We start from the raw sequence: 21,631 nt of genomic DNA, 5'->3' as shown, positions 1-21,631 counted from the left end.
AGATTCCTCGCGCATCTTATATGGCGGGCGCTGAAAGGCAATAAGATTCACGATGTATCTTAATTGGATGTCATGAGAGTCCGCGGGCGGACACGCCGGCGCGGTTCGGCGCTGGAAGAGGCGATCCTGGAGGCGGCCAGGGCGGAACTGGCGGAGCGCGGGTACACCGGGCTGACGATGGAGAACGTCGCGCGCCGCGCGGGGACCAGTCGCCCGGTGCTGCACCGGCGCTGGCCCAGCCGTACTGCGCTCGCGACCGCCGCGCTCGCGCAGCAACTCGCGCGGGCGAACATCGTCATTCCGGATTTGGGCAGCCTGCGCGACGAATTGTGTCTTCTGCTTCGGACCATGTCGGACCGTGCCGGGGGCGGGAACCTGCAACTGCTCTTCGACATGCAGAAGGATCTCGTGGCCGAACGATCGAGCTTTGCCGACATCAGGGCCCGCATCGTGGACGGCAGTCAGTTCCATGCCGTCATCGGGCGCGCCATCGCACGGGGTGAGATCGATCCGGGTCGCCTCACCCCACGGATCGCCTCGCTTCCGCTCGATCTCGTGCGCCACGAGATGCTGATGACGTTCCAGCCTTTGTCCGACGAGGCGATCCGCGAGATCGTCGACGGCATCTTTCTGCCCCTGGTGCGCCGGGGCGGTCCCCCTGCCCCGACATGACGACGCATCGCATGCCGAGGCTTGCACCATCGGCGTTGTGCAAGATCTCGAAAAATGCGGGAATTGGGCACCCTCCTGTCGTTTCGGCGGGCGACCGCGCGAAACCTCACCTGACGCACGAAGGATCGATCCGGATATGAAACTCGCAGTCTTCTGTGGCTCGGCGTCGGGAGATCGTCCCGCCTATCGGGATGCGGCCCACGCTTTCGGGCAACTGGCAGCCCGGCGGGGGATTGGCCTCGTCTATGGCGGTGGCAGGGTCGGCCTGATGGGTGCCGTGGCAGACGGCGCCCTCGCCGCGGGAGGAGACGTGACGGGTGTCATGCCGATCGCGCTGGTGGAGCAGGAAATTGCCCATACGGGCCTGACACGTCTGGACATCGTGCCGGATATGCATGCGCGAAAGACCCGAATGGCCGAACTGGCTTCGGGGTTTGTGACCCTGCCGGGCGGCGCGGGAACCCTGGAAGAGATTTTCGAACAATGGACATGGGCACAATTGGGGATTCACCAGAAACCGTGCGGCTTTCTCAACGTCGCCGGCTATTTTGACCCGCTTCTTGAAATGATCGAGCACGCCGTATCCGCGGGCTTTCTGAAGCGGGCGTATGCGGAGATGCTGGTCTGTACCCCCGCCCCCGATACGCTGCTGGAACGCTTCGCATGCTACCGGCCTCCTGCCCAGAAATGGCGGACGCAGGGGGCGGCTGGGCCGTAACCCACGGGAATGTGCTACGGGTTGCGGACAGGCAATGAAAATGGACGCGATTCATGATATTCCACACACGCTCGCAGGCCACGCAGGTGCGACGCGCATGAGCGAAACGCCACCCGATGGGCGCATCGACGGTCCGGGCAAGCGCGGCTGGTCGCCCACGGTCATCCTGCTGCTGGGCGTGGCGGGCATGCTCGACTTCATCGACCGGTTCGTGTTCTCGACGGCGAACGACGCGATCAAGCATGACCTTCATCTCTCGGATGCCATGGTCGGGCTTCTGGGCGGCACCGCGTTTGCGCTGCTCTATGGCGTGATGATCGTGCCGTTCGCCCTGATTTCCGATCGGGGGTTCGCCGCGCGCATGGCGACATTCGGCATCGCGCTGTGGAGTGTCGCGACCGTCCTGATGGGGCGCACGCACGGCATCGCCAGCATGGCGACCACCCGTATCTGCGTGGGGCTGGGGCAGGCTGCGTTTTCCCCCTCATCCTCCGCCCTGAACGCTGCCTATTCGTCGCCCGAGAAGCGCAGCACCGCCTTTTCGATCGCCTATGGCGTGTCGTATCTCGGCTATATCGTCGGGCTCGCGGGCGGCGGCTATCTCGTCGAGCATATCGGCTGGCGCATGACATTTACCGCCGTCGGTCTGGCGGGCATTCCGGTGACGATCCTGATGCTGCTGTTCGTCCGCGAACCGCGCCTGCCGCCGGCGACGCAGGATGGGGAATCATGGCGCGCCCTGCTCGCCAACAGGCCCCTGCGCGACCTTCTGCTATTTGGAATCAGCAGCCAGGTCGTAAATTACGGCATCACCCTGTGGGGCGTGTCCTTCTACATGCGCTCCTTCGGCCTGACGTCGGGACAGGCCGGCGCGTGGTTCGGCATCGGTATCGGGATCGCCACCGTTGTCGGCACCTTCATCGGCGGGCCGATCGCCGACCGCCTGGCATCGCGTTTCGGCATGGGTGGCGCGATGCGGTTCGCCTTCTGGGCCTATCTCGTCTCCCAGCCCTTCCAGATCGTCCAGATGCTGACGCATTCGCTCGATCTCTCACTGACGATGCTGGTCCTGACGGCGACACTGTCGGCCCTGTGCGCCGGCCCGGTCTACGGCGCGATCCCGAGCGTGGTGCCGCCGCATCAGCGCGCGACCGCGACGGGGCTGTTCGCGCTCCTGGCCAATGCGATCGGCATCGGACTGGGCCCGCCGCTCTTCGGATGGATCAGCGATTTGCTGACGCCGCATTTCGGCGCCGATGCCCTGCGCATGTCTCTGCTGGTCGCGGCGATTCTCAGCTTCTGGCCGGCGGTGCATCTCTTTCAGTTGCAGCGCCGGTTCCGGCGCCGGACCTGATTCCATCCGGATGGATGAAGGCCGGCGGATGCCGGCCTTCAAGGTGCGATCAAATCTGAAAGGGCACCGAGACCGAGCCAAAAACGCCAAGTCCGGGCTGCGAGTAGAACAGCCCGGTCGTGCCGTTCTTCGCATAGCCGTTGAAGTAATATATATTATGACTGTTCAGAAGATTATTGACATTCAGCTTGAGTTTCACGTTTTTCATCGGCCCGATCAGCGTCGGCACCGTATAGGCGAGCGAGAGATTGAGGGTATTGTAAGGATCTATGCCCTGTTTATTCCCGGTGTCGCCATAGGAGGCTCCGACCCATTTGTCGATCAGAGAAGCATAGAACGGCCCGTCATTATACGTGATGCCACCCGCTGCCGTCGCGTCGGGCGCATAGGGTACCCAGCTATTGTCGGAATTCAGACGGGCCTGATTGTAGCTACCGTTGGCGAACAGGGATATTCCGCGCCCCAGATAGTAGGAACCTGAAAACTCCACGCCATAATAACGTGTGGACCCGACATTGCGGTAGAGACTGTCACCAAGAGAGACATCATTGATCGCAACGATCATGTTGCTGAAATCAATATAATAGAAATCTGCGCTTACGCTGTATCTTCTGCTCTGATAGGACGTTCCGATCTGATAGTTCCATGTTTTTTCGGGAGAGATGGCGTTCTGGGACGGGTCCGGGACATAATAGTAGCTCAGGCTCGGGGCTTCGAAACCACGGGCGACCTGAATATAACCGGCCCATTTCGGCGTGAACATGTAGTGGAAGCTGAAAGAGGGAAGCGGCGTTCCATAGGAACTGGAGTAATAAAGGGGCGTCTTGGTCTTCTGGTTGATCGGGGCTTCAAGATCGCGCGAAAAATCGGCCCATTTGAAACCTGCTGAAAAGATCAGCTCCTTCGTGATATGGACATCCGCCTGAACGAAGGGCTGGACACTGAGATTCTGGTCGTGCATCAGCCGGCTGAAGGCCTTCACGGGCGGGTTCAGTTTGCCCCCCTTCGTCTTCCCGGGGTCGGGTCTGCCACCCAGGGTATAATCCACACTATATTGGTCGCGCCCATTGCTCTGGTGATCGACCCAGACGCCGGTCTGGAAGTCCACGATCGAGACGCTCTTCCTGATCTTGAGGATATCGCCCCACGCGCGGTAATTCATCTTCATCCGCGTGCCGGGAACATTGTCCGGACCGAAGGACGTACCGTTGGGCGTGCCGCCGTTCGGGTCTTTTCCGGACAGGCCGGGCTGGTGATAATAGGCGAAGGTATAGACCTTGTCCTCGATCTGCCATCCGGCGCCGAGATCCGACTTGATGCCGACATATTCCAGATCGCTCTGGACGACATCGAGATTGTAGCCCTCGTAATTCTGTTTCGTCGGATCGTTGGTCAGTCCGAATTTCGGACCGTATTCGGCGATCTGCGCGCGGGTGGCGCCGGGCGACTGATGGGAATCGACATGGTTGTAGAAGCCTGACGCCGTCAGGGTCGTATGCGCGCCGAGCGGCTGCACATATTTGAGGAAATAATTCGCTCGCCGCAGCGCGCTGTAATTCGCATAGCCATGGCTGGTCGTGCCCTCGACATCGACGACCAGGCGCCCCCCGTTGGTGCCGCGAATCAGGCCGCTATTATATTGGGCGCCATAGTTGTAGCTGTCGAAACTGCCGGCCATGGCGTGGGCCTCGGCGCTCATGACCGTCTTGGGGTCCACCGAATTCACATAGATCTGACCGCCAAAGGTTGCGAATCCGACCGTCGCCGCGTCGCCGGGGCCGGCATTGACCACGACCGACCCGGTAACGGGTCCCTGGTAATAGGAGGTGGTATGGTGGGTATTGTCGTTGGTCTGGGCGACCGGAATATCGTCGAACAGGACATCGTACTGTCCGTCGACGAATCCGCGCAGGGTCATGTTGATGCTTTCCGACAGGCCGGGACCATTGGGCGACGTGCCGGCCACGCTCGGCGCTATGGTCGCGATCGTATCGTAATTGGCGCTGGCCGGCAGATTATTCTCGATGAAATGCCGATTCACGACGAAGGTCGGCTGGGTCACGGTCAGGGGCGTGCTGGTCGGCGCCTGGTAGATCGCGGAATGAGTGCGCTGCCCCTCGACCTCGACATCCTCGCCCGGCATCGGGTCGCTCTGGCCGGCGGCCGCGTCCTGCCGCTGCCCCGCCTTGTCCCGATGCGTCGCGCCGGATTGACCGCGCTTGGTGGGCGTCATGACGGCGGGCGTTTGGGCGTCCTGTCCCGCCACGGTCGGATTCTCAGCGCGGGCGGGGGCGCCGATAAAGACCGGAACCGAACACAGCAGAACAGCACTCAGTCCCCGGAATTTGTATTTTTCTGACATGACAGAATTATTATGGGTTTCGAACTTCTGCGACTTGATCATTTTTCAATCCGACGACGAGCATTATTATAACGCAAATATATTATTTCCAAGCCGCCGGAATTTTCGTTCAGTGTTACGAATTGTCAATGTAACGTTGAACAAACTTTTATTAAATAATTGTTTCATATCAAGAACATAATATTCCTATTGAAGTCCGCGCCCTTTCAAGGGCCGGGTTATTTTTAATAAAAATATCATATTCTTGACATTACACGTCTCGTAGATTTGGCCGAGCACAACAAGCCACCGCAGAAAGAAACGATGTGACCGCCTGGCCGCACTCCTTGTCCAGCACACTGTCGCGCCGCGCCCTCTTGACCGGTTCGGCCAGCCTGATTGCGGCCCCCCTGTTCGGGACCGTGCCGGCGCGGGCGCGCGATCCGGATATGGTCAGCGTGCTCGTCGGGGATTGGGGGCGCAACGGCCACGATCATCAGCGCGAGGTCGCCGCGGAAATGGCGCGCGTGGCGGAGCGGTCGCGCAGCATTTTTACCGTCTCGCTCGGCGACAATTTTTACGAAGATGGCGTCAGCGGCGTCGACGACCCGCAATGGCGCAGTTCGTTCGAGGATATTTACGACGCCCCCAGCCTCCAGACACCGTGGCGCATCATTCTGGGCAACCATGATTATCGCGGCAGCGTCGAGGCGCAGCTTCGCTATGGCGCGAACGGGCATAAGCGCTGGCTGCTGCCCGCACGCTATTACAGCGTGCGCGACCGGCTGCCCGATGGCACGACGATCGACAGTTTCTATATCGACACCAGTCCGTTTCTGAAGAAGTACCGCCATTCCATCGTCAGGATCGACGATCAGGACCCGCGTGCCCAGCAGGCATGGCTTTCCGAAGCGTTGGGACGCAGCGACGCCGACTGGAAATTCGTGATCGGGCATCATCCCATCCATACCGGCGACGGCCGGCACGAAACCCCCGAGCTGATAGCCGCGATCGCGCCGCTCCTGCGGCATTATCGGGTCGCCGCCTATATTTCGGCGCACAAGCATAATTTCCAGCATCGTCGTATCGGCGGGATCGACTACATCGTCAACGGTGCCGGGTCACGGCTGGACCCGGCAGGGGTTGCCCTCGGCGGGGCGTTCACCAACGATGGTCAGCATGGCTTCATGACCATGCGCGTGGCCCGCGACCTCGTGGAAATCGGCTTCATCGGCGGCAGCGGAAAGACGCTCTTCTCCCGCCGCATTCCGCGCCCGACCGCCCTGTAACCACCACGTCATCCGGACTGACTGCCGAACAACCGTGCAACCGTCTGGACGGATGCCCGTGCGCTTATAGAGCCTGGGTGCTGCGGGTCATGGTCTGGCGGATCAGCCCGTCCACCGGCCGGCCCGCCATGGTCAGGGCCACGGCCTCCGCCACCCGTATGCCGTCGATCGCCGCCGACAGGATGCCGCCGGCATAACCCGCCCCCTCGCCCGCCGGATACAGGCCGGCGACGTTGGTGCATTGACCGTCCGGGCCGCGCGGAATCCGGAGCGGCGAGGAGGTACGGGTTTCCACGCCCGTCATCACCGCATCCGCCATGGCGAACCCGTCCAACTGCCGACCGAATGCCGCCAGGGCCTCGCGTATCGCCAGCACGGCGAAATCCGGCAGGCAGGATGTCAGGTCGGTCGGCGTGACGCCGGGGCGATAGCTGGGCTCGACCGTGCCCAGATGGGTGGACGGCCGGCCGGCCAGAAAATCGCCGACACGCTGGGCGGGGGCACGATAATCGCCGCCGCCGGCCAGAAAGGCCTGTCGCTCCCAATGGCGCTGGAAGGCGACGCCCGCCAGCGGGCCGCCGGGAAAATCGGCCTCTGGCGTGACGCCGACCACGATCCCCGCATTGGCGTTGCGCTCGGCGCGCGAATACTGGCTCATGCCGTTGGTGACCACACGCCCTTCCTCCGAGGTCGCGGCGACCACCGTCCCGCCGGGACACATGCAGAAGGAATAGACCGCCCGCCCGTTGGAGGCATGATGCACCAGCCGGTAATCAGCCGCCCCCAGCAGCGGGTTGCCCGCCTGCGGGCCGAACCGCGCCCCATCGATCACCGATTGCGGATGTTCGATCCGCACACCGATCGAAAAGGGCTTGGCCTCCATCGCGACGTCATGCGCGTGCAGCATCGCGAAGGTATCGCGCGCGCTGTGCCCGACCGCCAGCACGACATGATCGGCCGCGATCTCCTCGCCATCCGCCAGACGCAGCCCCGCGATCCGTCGCGCGCCGCCGGCGTCGGTCGCCAGCAGAATGTCCTCCACCCGGCTGTCGAACCGGTAGGCGCCGCCCAACGCCTCGATCTCGGCGCGGATATGCTCGACCATCGACACCAGGCGGAAGGTACCGATATGCGGCTTGGACAGGTACAGGATCTCCTCCGGCGCACCGGCACGGACGAATTCATGCAGCACCTTGCGCCCGTAATGGCGCGGATCGCTGACCTGGCTGTACAGCTTGCCGTCCGAGAACGTGCCCGCCCCGCCTTCGCCGAACTGCACGTTGCTCTCGGGCGTCAGCACCGATTTACGCCACAGCGCGAACGTATCGACCGTGCGCTCGCGCACGACCTTGCCCCGTTCCAGGACCAGCGGGCGCAGCCCCATCTGCGCCAGCAGCAGGGCCGCCAGCAGGCCGCAGGGGCCGGCGCCGACCACCACCGGGCGGCGATACCCCGGCCGCCCGGCGACATCCGCCCCGTCGCGCATCACGAAATGATAGGACGTATCGGGCGCCCGGCCGACATGCGGCGTGCCCGCCAGGCGCGCCAGCACCGCCTCCTCGTCCCGCACGGCGCAATCGACCGTATAGACCAGCGTGACCGCGCCGCGCTTGCGCGCGTCGTACCCCCGGCGGAAGACCGTATGCGCCAGCAGGTCCGCGCCCGCGATGCCCAGCCGGCGCGCGATATCCGCCGCCAGCGCTTCGGGCTGATGGTCGAGGGGAAGCCTGATTTCGGTCAGTCGGATCATGCGGGGCGGAACATCCGTTCGCGGGATTATGGAACTGTGCTGGCACGGGACGGCACGGCGTGGAGACGCCACGCGCCGTGCCTTATCACGACCGCCCGCCCCGGCGAAAGCACGCGGGGCTGGCCCCCGGTGCGACGCATCTGTTACAGAGGGCCGCCGCTCCAGGAGAAGCCCCGCCATGGCCGACTTGCACGACCCTTCATCCGCGCATGGGCACGCGGGCCGGGACCGGGCGCATGCGTGCGACCATGACCATGACCATCATGGACATCACGGCCACGGGCATGTGCATGCGCCGGCCTCGTTCGGCGCCGCCTTCGCCTGGGGGATCGGCCTCAATCTGGTCTATGTGATGGCCGAGGCGGCATGGGGCGTCACGTCGCACGCGCTGGCCCTGCTGGCCGATGCCGGGCACAACCTGTCCGACGTACTGGCGCTGGCGGCGGCGTGGCTGGCGCATGTTCTGTCGCAGCGCGCGCCCAGCGCCGCATTCACCTACGGGCTGCGCCGGTCCTCGATCCTCGCGGCGCTGGGCAATGCCGTGGCGCTGCTGCTGGTCACCGGCGGCATCGTCTGGGAATCGATCCTGCGCCTGATCGAACCCACGGCGGTGCCGGGTGGCACGGTCATGGCCGTGGCCGCGGGGGGCATCGTGGTCAACGGCGCGACGACCCTGCTCTTCGCGCGGAGCGGCGGCGACCTGAACATTCGCGGGGCCTTTCTGCACATGCTGGCCGATACGATGATGTCGGCCGGCGTCGTGGTCGCCGGCGCGATCATTTTCTATACCGGCTGGGTCCGGCTGGATCCGATCATGGGGCTGCTTTTGTCCTGCGCGATCGTCGCCGGCACATGGTCGCTGCTGCGCGATTCGCTGGACATGGCGCTGGACCGCGTGCCGCGCACGATCGATCAGGCAGGGGTCGAGGCCTATCTGCGCGCCCTGCCGGGCGTTCAGGACCTGCACGACCTGCATATCTGGCCGATCAGCACCACCGAGACCGCGCTGACCGTCCATCTGGTCTGCCCGATTGCCGCGGACGATACGCTGCTGGGCGACGCGACCGAAGCGCTGCGCTCCCGCTTCGGCATCGGGCACCCGACCTTCCAGGTCGAAACCCCGGCCTATGCGGGCCGCTGCGTGCTGGCCGACGCGAACGTGCCCTGACCCGATGCCCGAGATCAGCAAGAGCGCGCTGGCCTGGACCAGCCTGGGCGTCAGCATCGCCGCGCTGGGGCTGAAATACGCGGCCTGGCGCGTCACGGGCTCGATCGCGCTCTATTCCGATGCGATCGAGACCATCATCAATGTCGTTGCCGCCCTGACCGGCCTGTGGGCCCTGCATGTCGCCAGCCTGCCGCCGGACGACAACCATACCTATGGCCATTACAAGGCCGAATATCTCTCGGCCGTGGCGGAAGGCGTGCTGGTGCTGATCACCGCGCTGGCCATCGGCCGCGAGGCCTGGATCGACTGGCAGCATCCCGGCCTGCCGAACGCGCCGTTGGCCGGCATCGCGCTGAATGGCTCGGCCGGCCTGCTGAACCTGGCCTGGGCGCAGGTCCTGCTGCGCGCGGGCCGGGCAAAGCGGTCGCCCACCCTGGTCGCGGCCGGCCAGCACGTGATGTCCGACGTCTGGACCACGCTCGGCCTGGTGGGCGGCTTCGTCCTGATTCCTCTGACCGGCTGGCCATGGATCGACCCCCTGCTGGCCGGCCTGATCGCCCTCAATGTGCTGCGGGTGGGCTGGGGCATGATGCGCGACTCGATCGCGGGCCTGATGGACGAGGCCCCGGAGCCGGACACGCTGGACGCGATCCGCCAGGTGATCGCCGCCAGCGGCCACGGAGCGATCGAGGCGCACGATCTGCGCGCGCGCATCGTCGGCGCCATGGCCTTCGTGGAATTTCACCTGGTCGTACCCGGCGGCATGAGCGTCGATGCCGCGCATGAAATCTGCGACCGGATCGAGGCCGCGCTGCGGGCGCGCATCGGCGAGGCGCTGATCCATATCCATGTCGAGCCCGACCGCAAGGCCAAGCATTGCGGAATCGCGATCCCGTCCTGAGCGCTCCGTTGTGACAGGCACAACACAGCATCCCCCGCCGGTCGGGGATAAATGAGCGGTTCCAGTGGAAATACCCGGCACTAAGGGGGTAAAGGGCGGATAGATAATGCCATCACGCCCCCTGAGACCCTTCCGCTCCGGGGCGCCAGTGCCCCGGATACCCGACGATGAAGACCGACCTGACCGAACTGCGCATCCGTCACATGCGACATCTGCGCCGTTCCGCCCGGGTCACGACGGCGCAGTGGCGCCGCAAGATCGTCTATTGGACGGCCGCCGTCCTGGTCGGGCTGGTCGCGGTCGGGTTCGCCTCCGCGGCCGATACCGCCGCGGCCCTGCGAACCCGGCTGGTGGCGTGGGACCCATGGATCATGCTGGCGCTTACCCCGGCCGGCCTGGCGCTCTCGACCTGGCTGACGCGCACCTGGTTTCGCGGCGCCCAGGGTTCGGGCATTCCCCAGACGATCGCCGCCCTGCACCTGGAAAATTTCGCCATCGTCGACCGGCTGCTGTCGCTGCGCATCGCCTTCGGCAAGATCGTGCTGACCACGATGGGCCTGCTGGCCGGCGCGTCGATCGGGCGCGAAGGGCCGACGGTGCAGGTCGGCGCGGCCATCATGCACGCCTTCGGGCGATGGTTGAACCTGTCGACGGTCAGCGTCCGGCGCGGGCTGATCCTGGCCGGGGGCGCCTCGGGCGTATCCGCCGCCTTCAACACGCCGCTGGGCGGGATCGTGTTCGCGATCGAGGAACTCAGCCATTCCTTCGAACAGCGCACCAGCGGCACGATGCTGACGGGCGTGATCCTCTCGGGCGTCACCGCCATCGCGCTGGTCGGCAATTATACCTATTTCGGCCACACCGACGTCGTGGTGCCGATCGGCATCAGTTGGATCGCGGTACTGACTTGCGGCATCCTGGGCGGCATCAGCGGCGGCGTGTTTTCCGCGATCCTGATCCGCACCTCCCAGGGGCTGCCGGGCATGCTGGGCCAGTTCGTCGCACGGCGGCCGATCGCCTTCGCGGCCCTCTGCGGGCTGGTGCTGGCGGTGCTGGGGCTCGCCTCGGGCGGCATCACCTACGGCACGGGCTACACCCAGGCACGCGAGATCATCGCCGGCCAGACCAGCTATCCGGCCTCGTTCTTCATCCTGAAATATATCGCCACCATCGTGTCCTACTGCTCGGGCATTCCGGGCGGCCTGTTCGCGCCCTCGCTGGCCATCGGCGCGGGCATCGGCGGCTGGGTGGCGCAGTTCCTGCCGCACACCACGCCCGGCGCGGTGGTCCTGCTGGGCACGGTCGCCTATTTCTCGGCCGTGGTGCAGGCACCGCTGACGGCCAGCGTGATCGTGATGGAAATGTCGGACAACCAGCAGGTCACGCTGGCGCTGCTGGCCACCTCGTTCCTCGCCTATGGCGTCTCGCGCATGATCTGCCCCCGCTCGCTCTACAGCGCGCTGGCGGAGAAATTCCTCTCGGTGGTCGAAAACACCGAACCACCGCCGGCCGAAACGCCAGCCCCCGCCGAACGCCCCTGATCGCGCCGGAAGAGGGATTACCGTCGGATGGAAGACTGTTCGCAATCAAAACAAGACAGGCAGGCGATGCATGAACGAGGTCACACGCCATTATGACCAGCTTCTGGCGGCGCATTATTCCTGGATGAACGGACTGCCGCTGGAGGAAAAGATCGCCGAACAGCAGGCGCTTCTCGTCGATCTCGGACTGAATGACGGCCCCAAGGGCATCGCTGTCGATCTGGGCTGCGGGCCGGGCTACCAGTCATTCGCCCTCATGGCCATCGGCTACGATACCATCATCGCGATCGATACGAGCGCCGAGCTTCTGGCGGAACTGGAAGCGGCGGCAACCGGCCAGCCTATCAGGACTGTCCACGCCGATCTGCGCGGCTTCCCGACGCTGGTCGGCCGCGCGTCGGCCGACGCGATCGTCTGCATGGGCGATACGTTGACGCACCTGGAGGACCGGGCCGACGTGTCGACTCTCTATCGCGACGCGTACGAGGCCCTGCGCCCCGGTGGCCATTTCATCCTGACATTTCGCGATCTGTCGCAGGAACTCACGGGGCTCGATCGTTTCCTTTCCGTCCAGAGCGACGATCATCGTCTCATGACATGCGTTCTGGAATATGAACCGGAACGCGTCATCGTGAACGATCTTCTCCATGTTCGCGAAGCGTCCGGCTGGCGTTTCCAGAAAAGCCGCTACCGGAAGCTGCGCCTCTCCCCGGCGGAACAGGTCGCCGAACTGAAAAGACTTGGCTTCACGATCGGGCATGACCGCCCCATCGGCGGACTGCGTGCGATTGCCGCGCGAAAATAGCGGTGTCGCGCAGGTCTGGGGACGGTTCGGCTGAACATTTTTCATCCCGCCCTTCCTGCCGGGCGGAGACATTCAGTTCGATTATTATCTATCGGTGATCGCGAACGATGAACGCGTCGTCCTGGTCGATACCGGCTTTCGCGCGGAAACGGGCCTTCGTCGCGGTCGAGCGATGCTGCGCTGCCCGATCGACAGTCTCTCCCTTTGTGGATTCGATGTCCGCCAGGTGCGTGACGTCATCCTGACGCACCTGCATTACGACCATGCCGGAAACATGGGGCGCTTCGATGCCGCGCACTTCCATCTTCAGCGGCGCGAGATCGAATTCGTCACCAGCGCGATGATGTCCAGCACCAATCCCAACCTGGGCGGCTCGGTGGAAGCGAGCGACATCCATACATTGCTGGACCTGATTTTTGCCGGACGCGTCAATATCCTCGACGGATATGCCACTTTGGCGCCCGGCATCGAGCTTCAACGCATCGGCGGCCACACACCCGGCCAGCAGCTCGTACGTGTCAGGACCGCTCGCGGCTGGGTCGTCCTGGCAAACGACACATGCCACTACGAAAAGAACCTCGCCGATCGTCACCCGGTCAGCGCATTTGTCGATCTGCGTGAAATGATCGCAGGCTTTGACACGATCATGCGTCTGGCGGACGGGGACATGTCCAGAATCATTCCCGGCCATGACCCCATCGTCATGCGGCGCTTCCCGTCGCCACGCCCGTCCTTGAACGATATCGTGGTCCGGGTCGACCTTCCTCCCCTGCACATCGCCCCCTGACGGGGGATGCGCCCGAAAGGCCGCTATCGCGCCGCCAGGTCGACGATCCCGATCGCTCCGTCCTCGGTCCCGAATGCCAGGCCGGTTCCATCGGGGCTGAAAGCCAGTGCCGAGACCGCGCCACCGCCGGCGTCGCGCACCGGCAGGACCTTCTGCGCCGTCGCATCCTCCAGCAGGATGGTACCGTCGGCGAAGCCCGCCGCCACGATCTCATGCACCGGGTGGCAGGCCACGCGGCGGCAGATCACGCCCGGCAGGCCCGCCAGCTCGACCGGCGGCTTGCCCATCGGGCCGCCGCCGAAGAACGGCCACATGACCACGCTGTCCGCCCCGCCGGTCACCAGCCATTTGCCGGTGCGCGAGAACGCCATCGACTGCACCTTGGCCGGATAGCCGCTCATGCGCATATTGTGCCCGTCGGCCAGCCGCCAGCCGTGCAACTCGTTTTCCTGCATGCTGGTCACCAGCGCGTCACCGGCCGGATGGATGATGATACCGGTATGGCTGCCCTTCCAGTCCAGCCGCCGGGGGTTATCGACCCTGGCCTGCACGAACCACATCGACGCACCGTTATAGTGCGACGCCGCCACCCGCTTGCCCTTGGCGTCAAACGTCACGCCGCTGACGGTGGAAGGATGGTCCAGCACCTTCAGCGTCTCGGTGCCGGCCGCATCGCGCAGTTCGACCTGCTTGCCGGAGGCAAAGGCGATCACGCCCGATTTCGGGGTATTCTTCGCGTCGATCCAGGTGGCGACATGTTCGATCCACCGTCGGCCACGCACCAGGTCGGTCACCGCGCCATCCGCGCCGATCCGGCGCAGCGTGGAATCGTCGCCCCCGGTCAGGAAGCCGGTCGGCGCCGCATCGGGCGCCAGGCACAAGATCGCACCGTCATGCACCGTTTGCACCTGCCACGCGGCCGCGTCGGCGAAATCCGCGCGCGCCGCCAGTACCACATCGCCCTCGGCGGTGGCGAAGGCGAACTGGTTGCTGTCGCGCGACGCCACACAGGCGACGACATGGCCGTCGATCGTGCGCGCGGCACCCCGTCGTTCCAGCAGGCCGGCCGGTGCCCCGCTCTCGGTCCTCATCCCCGTCATCGTGCGCGACAGCTTTCAAAACCGCGACGCAGGCGCGGGCGGTTGAGGTTGCGGCCGATCATCACCAGGCGCGATTCCTTTTTCTCGCCATCCTTCCACGGCCCGATGAAGCCGCCATCGGCCATCATATGCACCGCCTGGAAAGCGAAGCGCCGGTCCTCGCCCGCATAATTCATGATGCCCTTGGCCCGCAGGATGTCCGGCCCCTGCTCCTGAAGCACCGCGCCGATCCACGCCTGGAATTTGGCGGCATCCAGAGGTTCCTCCACCACGTAGGATACCGAACTCACGTTCTCCTCGTGCGAATGGCTGGTGTCTTCCAGGAAATGCGGCGCGTGCTCCAGCGCCCGCGCCAGGTCGAAGCCGCCCTGGTCCAGCACCTCGGCCAGCGCCACGTTGCCGCGCTGGGCGCGATGCAGGCGGGCCACCGGGTTGATGGTGCGAATGCGGGCCTCGATGGCGGCCAGCGCCGCCTCGTCCGCCAGATCGGTCTTGTTCAGGATGATCACGTCGGCGAAGGCGATCTGGTTCACCGCCTCGGGGCTCTCTTCCAGGGTCTGCACCACGTTCAGCGCGTCGACCACGGTCACCACCGCATCCAGCCGCGTCTTGCCCCGCACATCCTCGTCGACGAAGAAGGTCTGCGCCACCGGGGCCGGATCGGCCAGGCCGGTGGTCTCGACGATAATGCCGTCGAACTTGCCCCGCCGCTTCATCAGGCTGCCCAGGATGCGGATCAGGTCGCCCCGCACGGTGCAGCAGATGCAGCCATTGTTCATTTCGAACACTTCCTCGTCGGCATCCACCACGAGGTCGTTATCCACGCCCAGTTCACCGAACTCGTTGATCACCACGGCGTATTTCCGCCCGTGTTCGGCCGTCAGGATATGATTGAGCAGCGTCGTCTTGCCGGCTCCGAGAAAGCCGGTCAGCACCGTGACCGGCACCAGCCCGTCGCCGGTCGCCGCTTGGGTCTCAGACATGTCGTCTCCTGTCCATCGTCGATAATCGTCCCAGCATATAGGCGCGCCGGTGCCTCCGTCCCATCCCTCGCCCGGAACTCTTTCAGCGGAGGGCGATCGCGGCCCGCCGCAACGCACCCAGCCTGTCCCTCGCGACCGCGCAATCGAACATCGCCGCCCGCGCCCGCCCCGCGACCGACAGCGCGGCGCGCCGGTCCGGGGCGGCCGCAAGCGCGCCGATCGCCGCCGCCAGGTCCGCCACCGGGTCCGGACGCGCCAGGATCGCGGCATCGCCCACGACATCCGGCAGCCCGCCCACCGGCGAGGCGACCAGGGCGGCGCCACAGGCCATCGCCTCCAGCGCCGTCAGGCCGAACGGTTCGGGCCAGCGGCTGGGCACCACCACGATCGCGGCCCGCGCCATTTCGTCCAGCACCCGGTCATGGGGCCGGTAGCCCGGCATCTCCACCCCCGCCGCCCGCGCGGCAGGCCGCAATGCACGCAGAAACGGCGTTTCGGGTGAAACGTCGCCGAAACGGTCGGCCCCGATCATGCACGCCCGCCAGCCCGGCAGATGCGGCAGCAGCGCGCCGCAGGCGGCCACGAAGGCATCGGCGCCCTTGTCCGCCACCACCCGCCCGGCAAACAGGATCGTCCGCTCGCGCGCCGCCGCCGGCAGGGGGGCAGGCAGGGACGCCATGTCGATGCAATTCGGCAGCACCGCCACCTCGATGCCGGGCAATCCCTCGGCAAAGCACCGGCTTACCCACTCCGACACCGCGATCACCCGCATCCGCCGCGCCAGCGCCGCCCGCTGGGCGGGCGACGCCGCGCCGCGCATCGGCCGCGGATCGTTATGCAGCGTCAATGTCATCGGCAGCGTGGGGAAACGCCGCGCCAGCGCCAGGGCGATATCGGGCCGGTTATGGATTTCGACCAGCGCGGGCCGTGCCTGTCGGACGATGCGCGCCACGGCGGCCACGTAGCGCGCCGTTGCGCGCAGAGGCCGGAACGGCCAGCACCCGGGAAGCGCGGCCCGGAACGCCACATCGGCGAAAGGCGCCGCGACCGGCTGGCCCACCACGATATCACCGGGGCCCGCCAGACGATGCACCACCAGACTGATCGCCCCCGCCTGCCCCGGCGCGAACCGCTCGCGCGGCGGCAGGATCGTCAGGACCGGCGCCATTGGCGTCACCGGTCGTTCAGGCGATGGACTCGTATCGCTCCAGCCGCCACGCTTCCGGCTCGGCGGCCGCGTCGTCATACCAGCGCGCCACCAGCGGATGCGCCCGCAGGAACGCCGCATAATCGGCAGCCCCCGTCGACAGAGCGACGTCGTAGGACAGGAAGCGGGCGATCACCGGTGCGAACATCGCGTCGGCCACCGTCAGTTCGGCACCGAACAGATACGGGCCGCCCTGGGCATAGGCCGCACGGGTTTCCGACAGGATGGCATCGATCCGCGCGATATCGGCCCGCACGTCATCGGCCAGCCCACCCGCCAGCGGCCGCGCGGGGCGGCCCAGATTCATCGGCAACGCAACACGCAGCGGGCGGAAACCGGCATGCATCTCGGCGGCGATGCTGCGGGCATGCGCCCGCGCGATCCGGTCCGTCGGCCACAGGCCGGGCGCGATCTCGGCGCAATATTCGCCGATCGCCAGACTTTCCCACATCCGCGCGCCGTGATGTTCCAGGTAAGGCACCAGCCCATTAGGCGAGACCGCCCTGATCGCCGTCGTGCCGCCGCCCCCGGCAAGGGGTATCAGCACCTCGTCGACATCCAGGCCCGCCAGATGCACGACCAGCCAGCCACGCAGGGACCAGGACGAATAGCGTCGGGTGCCGATATACAATGTGCCGTCCGCCATGGTGCTTGCCCTCTCCGCCTTTGTTCTTTTCAAGAAACAGAAGATCCCCGCACCGCGACGGGCTCCCGCCGCCGAATAAACCCGCCGCCCAGCACCCGGCTTCCCTCGTACAGCACGCATGCCTGCCCCGGCGCCGGCATCGCCGGTTCGTCCAGCGTCACGCTGGCACCATTCTCCGCCCACCGTACGGTCGCCGCCCGCGCATCTTCTCGCGCGCGGATCTGCACCATGCAGCGCAATTCGCCCTCCGGCGGGGGGATCAGCCAGTTCACGTCGCGCAACGACACATCACGCACCGCGCCGGCGGCGCGCGGCCCGATCACCACGCGGCGCGCGGCGGGTTCGATCCCGACCACCATCTGCCGTTCGCCATCGCGCATCGCGGCATTGCCCAGCCGCCGGCTCTGCCCGACCGTAAAACGCGTCACGCCGTCATGCCGCCCGACCACCCGCCCGGCTTCGTCCACGATCTCGCCGCTACCCGCCATCTCGGGGCGCAGCTTTTCGACCACCTGCGCGTAGGAACCGTCGGAGACGAAGCACAGATCCTGGCTGTCGGGCTTGGACGCCACCTCCAGACCGAAACGCTCGGCCTCGGCCCGCACGGCGGCCTTGTCCGGCATGTCGCCCAGCGGAAAGCGCAGGAAATCCAATTGATCGCGCGTGGTCGCGAACAGGAACCACGACTGGTCGCGCGAGGCATCGACCGGGCGATGCAGTTCCGGCCCGGCCGGACCTTCGATCCGGCGGACATAATGGCCGGTCGCCATCGCATCGACGCCCAGGTCGCGCGCCATGCCCAGCAGGTCGGTAAACTTCACGCCCTGGTTGCAGGCCACGCACGGAACCGGCGTCTCGCCGCCGGCATAGGCGTCGGCGAAGGTTTCGATCACGCTCTCGCGGAACCGGCTTTCGGCATCGATCACATAATGCGGAATGCCCAGCCGGTCGGCCACGCGACGCGCGTCATGGATGTCGCGCCCGGCGCAGCACGCGCCCTTGCGCGCGCTGGCCCGCGAATCATAGAGCTGCAACGTCGCGCCCACCACCTCGTGGCCCTCGGCCACCAGGCGCGCGGCGACCACGCTGCTGTCCACGCCGCCCGACATGGCGACCATGATCCGCATGGGGCGGGTTCCTTCCGTTCGTTCAGGCCGTTCGCTCAGGCGGTGCGCGGCAGGCGCACGACCAGGCCGTCCAGCGCGTCGGTCATCACGATCTGGCAGCCCAGGCGCGAGGTCTTCTCCAACCCGAACGCCAGGTCCAGCATGTCTTCCTCGTCCTCGGTCGGCGCGGCCAGCTTCGGCGCCCATTCGGGGTCGACCACGACATGGCAGGTGGCGCAGGCCAGCGATCCCTCGCACGCGCCCTCCAGATCGACCCCATGCTTGTGGGCGATCTCCAGAACCGACAGGCCGACCGGGGCGTCGACTTCGCGGCGGGTTCCGTCATGCTCGACGAAAATCATATGCGGCATTCTGCTATCCTGGCCGTGTCATCATGAGTCGGCTCACGGGCGGCCTCCCCCGCCGCGCGCGCTTCCGCCACCGCCCGGCACAGGATCGCCGCCGCGCGATCCATATCGGCGGCTGAGGTATAGCGTCCCACCGCCAGACGCAAGCTTCGCGCGGCCGCATCCGCATCCAGCCCCATCGCGGTCAGTACATAGGACGGCACCAATTCGGCCGACGAGCAGGCCGATCCGGTGGAAACGCATATTTCCGGCGCGTGCGCGATCACATCCAGCGCCCGCACGTCGGGGAAACGCAGATTGAGGTTGGCCGGCAGCCGATGCGCCATGGACCCGTTGACCGCGAGGCCGGGAATGGCCGCCATCATGCGGTCCAGGAAACGGTCGCGCAGCCCCGTCATCCGCCGCGCCTCCTCCACCCGCACCGTGCGCGCGACGCGGCAGGCCGCGCCGAACCCCACCAGCAGCGGCGTCGCCAGCGTGCCCGACCGCAGCCCCCGCTCCTGCCCGCCACCCGAGAACAGCGGCGCCAACCGCACGCGCGGCCGCCGGCGGACATACAGGGCACCCACGCCCTTCGGCCCATACAGCTTGTGGGCGGACACCGACGCGAGGTCGAGATCCATCGCCCGCACGTCCAGCGCCACCTTGCCCGCCGCCTGCGCCACGTCGCTGTGCAGCAGCGCGCCCGCCGCGCGAACCTCCGGCGCCAGGGCGGCCATGTCGTGCAGCACGCCGGTCTCGTTGTTCGCCGCCATGATGCTGACCAGCAGCGTGGGCACGGCCAGCGCCGCGCGCAGCACCGTCGGGTCCAGCCTCCCGTCGGCCCCGACCGGCAGGATCACCGGGTCGAACCCCTCCGCCGCCAGGTCGCGCACCGATTCCAGCACGCATTTATGCTCGGTCGCGACCGTGATGACGCGCCGTCTGCCGTCGCCCCGCGCCGCCAGATGGCGCACCGCGCCCTTGATGGCGATGTTGTTGGCTTCCGTGGCGCCGGACGTGAACACCACCTCGCGCACATCCGCCCCCAGCAGCGCCGCCACATCGGCCCGTGCGTCCTCCACCGCGTCGCGGGCCTGCCGGCCCATCGCATGGTCCACGCTGTGCGGGTTGCCGAACATCTCGGCGAACCAGGGCATCATCGCCGCCATCACCGCCGGATCGCAGGGCGTCGTCGCCTGGTAATCCAGATAGAGCGGGGGCACGGCCTCGCCTGCGGCTTCCCCGGTCATGCTCCGGCCTCCTCCAGCGTCACGCGCCGCACGGGAAGGCGGGCCGCCATCGTGCGATAGGCCTCGATAAATCGCATCACATCCTCCTCGCGCGTCGTCCAGGGCAGCGAGACGCGGATCGCCTCACCCGCCAGCGGTCCCAGCCCCATCGCATCCAGCACATGCGACCGCGCGACTTTGCCCGACGAACAGGCCGACCCGGCGGACACGCCGAACCCCGCCAGATCCAGCGCGATCAGTTGCATCTGGGACGTCCGCCCCGGCAATGCCAGGCAGGTGGTGTTGGCCAGGCGCGGCGCAGCAGCACCGCAGACCACCGCCCCCGCCGCCACCGCCGCGGCGTCGATGGCATCGCGCCAGCGCGCCATCGCCGCCGCGCCCTCCGCCGCCAGCGCCGCGACCGCCTCGGACGCCGCCTCGGCCATCGCGGCGATCGCCGGCAGGGCCGGCGTACCGCCGCGCCGCCCCATTTCCTGCCCGCCGCCCGCCATCACCGGCGGCAGCGTCCGGGTCGCATCGCCGGCCAGCAGCAAGGCCCCCGCTCCCTTGACGCCGCCGAATTTATGCCCCGACACCGCGAGGCCGTCCGCCCCCAGCACACGCAGATCGACCGCGATCCGCCCCGCCGCCTGCACCGCGTCGACATGCAGCAGCGCGCCATGGGCGCGGCAGATCCGCGCCGCCTCGGCCACCGGCTGAATCGTCCCGACCTCGTTATTCGCCAGCATCAGGCAGACCAGCGCCGGCCCGCCCCGCGGATCGGCCAGCATCCGCTCCAGCACGGCCAGCCGCACCACGCCGTCGCCATCGACCGGAATGCTCTCCCCCACCACAGCGGCACGCACCGCGTCATGCTCGATCGCCGAGACCAGCACACGCCGCCCGGCACCCAGCCCGGCCACCGCCAGCAGGTTGGCCTCGGTCCCGCCGGAGGTCATGACGCAATTGTCCCCACGCGCGCCGAACAGGGCCGCCAGCCGCTCCCGCGCCGATTCGAGCACCGCGCGCGCCTCCCGCCCCGCCCGATGCACCGAGGACGGATTGCCCGGCACGGACGCCGCACGGGCCAGAGCATCCAGCGCCGCCGGGCGCACCGGTTCGGAAGCGTTGGCATCGAAGTAGATCCAGTCATGCCCCATGCCATTTTCTCCCCTCGGCCCAGATGCCAGCCCCGTTCCACGACCGGACGGTGCGTGTCGCACCGGCAAGTGTAAACACGAATTATCTGGCAATTGGCGATTCCGGATCGCTATATACACCCTCATGGCAAGGCGATCGGCTCATGAACCGCCGGATGCGCGATGAGTATTGTCACACCCGGGCGAACGGCATCGGCCGGCCGGATGTCATGGACGGTGACTGCCGCCCTGATGGAATGAAGGGATACTGGACTATGGCCACATCAAGCAGGAAGTCAACCGGTCAGCCTCCCGTTCCCTCCCCAGGGGTTCCATGACTGCTTGAAATGCAATCCACGCCTGACAAACCGGCATTTCGCGCCCTCCTCGCGTTGCGTCACTCTAAACAGGATGCAATGTCGGCTCGTCCCCCATCCGGCCGGATCGGCGCTGTCGGTATGACCAGAGATCACGCGTGAATCGCAAGGGCAGCGTGCCCGACTGCCGGGGCGGCCGAGCAGCCGCCCTTTCCTATCCGCCGGCAG

General features: G+C 66.4%; 19 protein-coding genes. 9 read left to right on the top strand and 10 right to left on the bottom strand.

Annotated features, from left to right (window positions below; all coding sequences use genetic code 11):
* The first annotated feature begins 72 nt into the window (after positions 1-72).
* The 3 genes from HLH48_RS08870 to HLH48_RS08860 all read left to right on the top strand — a co-directional run bounded on the left by HLH48_RS08870 (position 73) and on the right by HLH48_RS08860 (position 2,744).
* Entirely contained in the window at positions 73-672 is a 600-nt protein-coding gene (locus tag HLH48_RS08870) for a TetR/AcrR family transcriptional regulator (protein WP_182997139.1), read from the top strand.
* Positions 673-808: 136 nt separating this feature from the next.
* On the top strand, positions 809-1,390 hold the full coding sequence (locus HLH48_RS08865) for an LOG family protein (protein ID WP_182997138.1): 582 nt from the start codon (positions 809-811) through the stop codon (positions 1,388-1,390).
* A 97-nt stretch (positions 1,391-1,487) separates the two neighbouring features.
* Complete coding sequence (locus HLH48_RS08860; protein ID WP_246387171.1) at positions 1,488-2,744, top strand: MFS transporter; 1,257 nt, start codon at positions 1,488-1,490, stop codon at positions 2,742-2,744.
* A 49-nt stretch (positions 2,745-2,793) separates the two neighbouring features.
* On the opposite strand, the gene HLH48_RS08855 is transcribed toward HLH48_RS08860, so the two are convergent.
* Complete coding sequence (locus tag HLH48_RS08855; protein ID WP_182997136.1) at positions 2,794-5,106, bottom strand: TonB-dependent receptor; 2,313 nt, start codon at positions 5,104-5,106, stop codon at positions 2,794-2,796.
* Positions 5,107-5,411: 305 nt separating this feature from the next.
* On the opposite strand from HLH48_RS08855, the gene HLH48_RS08850 reads away from it, so the two are divergent.
* Positions 5,412-6,374, top strand: coding sequence for a metallophosphoesterase (locus tag HLH48_RS08850; protein WP_182997135.1), 963 nt, complete (start codon positions 5,412-5,414; stop codon positions 6,372-6,374).
* 64 nt (positions 6,375-6,438) lie between these two features.
* Here HLH48_RS08850 and HLH48_RS08845 read toward each other — a convergent pair whose 3' ends face one another.
* Positions 6,439-8,124 carry an NAD(P)/FAD-dependent oxidoreductase gene (locus HLH48_RS08845; RefSeq protein WP_182997134.1) on the bottom strand — a complete coding sequence of 562 codons (1,686 nt, stop codon included), beginning with the start codon at positions 8,122-8,124 and terminating at the stop codon, positions 6,439-6,441.
* Between the two features lie 178 nt (positions 8,125-8,302).
* Between HLH48_RS08845 and HLH48_RS08840 the strand changes: the two genes are divergently transcribed.
* The 5 genes from HLH48_RS08840 to HLH48_RS08820 all read left to right on the top strand — a co-directional run bounded on the left by HLH48_RS08840 (position 8,303) and on the right by HLH48_RS08820 (position 13,326).
* Positions 8,303-9,292: a cation diffusion facilitator family transporter gene (locus HLH48_RS08840; RefSeq protein ID WP_182997133.1), complete on the top strand. Its 990-nt coding sequence runs from the start codon at positions 8,303-8,305 to the stop codon at positions 9,290-9,292.
* Between the two features lie 4 nt (positions 9,293-9,296).
* Complete coding sequence (locus HLH48_RS08835) at positions 9,297-10,193, top strand: cation diffusion facilitator family transporter (RefSeq protein WP_182997132.1); 897 nt, start codon at positions 9,297-9,299, stop codon at positions 10,191-10,193.
* 167 nt (positions 10,194-10,360) lie between these two features.
* On the top strand, positions 10,361-11,734 hold the full coding sequence (locus HLH48_RS08830; protein WP_373320261.1) for a chloride channel protein: 1,374 nt from the start codon (positions 10,361-10,363) through the stop codon (positions 11,732-11,734).
* A 70-nt stretch (positions 11,735-11,804) separates the two neighbouring features.
* A complete protein-coding gene (locus HLH48_RS08825) occupies positions 11,805-12,539 on the top strand; it encodes a class I SAM-dependent methyltransferase (RefSeq protein WP_182997131.1) in 735 nt (244 codons plus the stop codon).
* Between the two features lie 94 nt (positions 12,540-12,633).
* Positions 12,634-13,326: an N-acyl homoserine lactonase family protein gene (locus HLH48_RS08820; protein WP_182997130.1), complete on the top strand. Its 693-nt coding sequence runs from the start codon at positions 12,634-12,636 to the stop codon at positions 13,324-13,326.
* 23 nt (positions 13,327-13,349) lie between these two features.
* Here the strand turns inward: HLH48_RS08820 and HLH48_RS08815 are convergent, their stop codons facing one another.
* The 8 genes from HLH48_RS08815 to HLH48_RS08780 all read right to left on the bottom strand — a co-directional run bounded on the left by HLH48_RS08815 (position 13,350) and on the right by HLH48_RS08780 (position 21,107).
* Positions 13,350-14,417: a WD40 repeat domain-containing protein gene (locus HLH48_RS08815; RefSeq protein WP_182997129.1), complete on the bottom strand. Its 1,068-nt coding sequence runs from the start codon at positions 14,415-14,417 to the stop codon at positions 13,350-13,352.
* 5 nt (positions 14,418-14,422) lie between these two features.
* Positions 14,423-15,409, bottom strand: coding sequence for a CobW family GTP-binding protein (locus tag HLH48_RS08810; protein WP_182997128.1), 987 nt, complete (start codon positions 15,407-15,409; stop codon positions 14,423-14,425).
* Positions 15,410-15,491: 82 nt separating this feature from the next.
* A complete protein-coding gene (locus HLH48_RS08805; RefSeq protein WP_182997127.1) occupies positions 15,492-16,577 on the bottom strand; it encodes a glycosyltransferase family 4 protein in 1,086 nt (361 codons plus the stop codon).
* A 16-nt stretch (positions 16,578-16,593) separates the two neighbouring features.
* Entirely contained in the window at positions 16,594-17,262 is a 669-nt protein-coding gene (locus HLH48_RS08800; RefSeq protein ID WP_182997126.1) for a glutathione S-transferase family protein, read from the bottom strand.
* 29 nt (positions 17,263-17,291) lie between these two features.
* Positions 17,292-18,389 carry a tRNA 2-thiouridine(34) synthase MnmA gene (gene mnmA / locus HLH48_RS08795; protein ID WP_182997125.1) on the bottom strand — a complete coding sequence of 366 codons (1,098 nt, stop codon included), beginning with the start codon at positions 18,387-18,389 and terminating at the stop codon, positions 17,292-17,294.
* A gap of 35 nt (positions 18,390-18,424) precedes the next feature.
* Complete coding sequence (locus tag HLH48_RS08790; protein WP_182997124.1) at positions 18,425-18,739, bottom strand: ferredoxin family 2Fe-2S iron-sulfur cluster binding protein; 315 nt, start codon at positions 18,737-18,739, stop codon at positions 18,425-18,427.
* Positions 18,727-19,968 carry a cysteine desulfurase family protein gene (locus HLH48_RS08785; protein WP_182997123.1) on the bottom strand — a complete coding sequence of 414 codons (1,242 nt, stop codon included), beginning with the start codon at positions 19,966-19,968 and terminating at the stop codon, positions 18,727-18,729. The genes HLH48_RS08790 and HLH48_RS08785 overlap by 13 nt, the downstream gene beginning before the upstream one ends.
* Positions 19,965-21,107 carry a cysteine desulfurase family protein gene (locus HLH48_RS08780; protein WP_182997122.1) on the bottom strand — a complete coding sequence of 381 codons (1,143 nt, stop codon included), beginning with the start codon at positions 21,105-21,107 and terminating at the stop codon, positions 19,965-19,967. The genes HLH48_RS08785 and HLH48_RS08780 overlap by 4 nt, the downstream gene beginning before the upstream one ends.
* Between the last annotated feature and the right edge of the window lie 524 nt (positions 21,108-21,631).

Origin of the sequence: Gluconacetobacter sacchari (assembly GCF_014174255.1) — a bacterium.
Taxonomy (GTDB): Bacteria; Pseudomonadota; Alphaproteobacteria; order Acetobacterales; family Acetobacteraceae; genus Gluconacetobacter; species Gluconacetobacter sacchari.
Note: the sequence above shows the minus strand (reverse complement) of the source record. Positions and strands in the feature narration are given on the sequence as shown.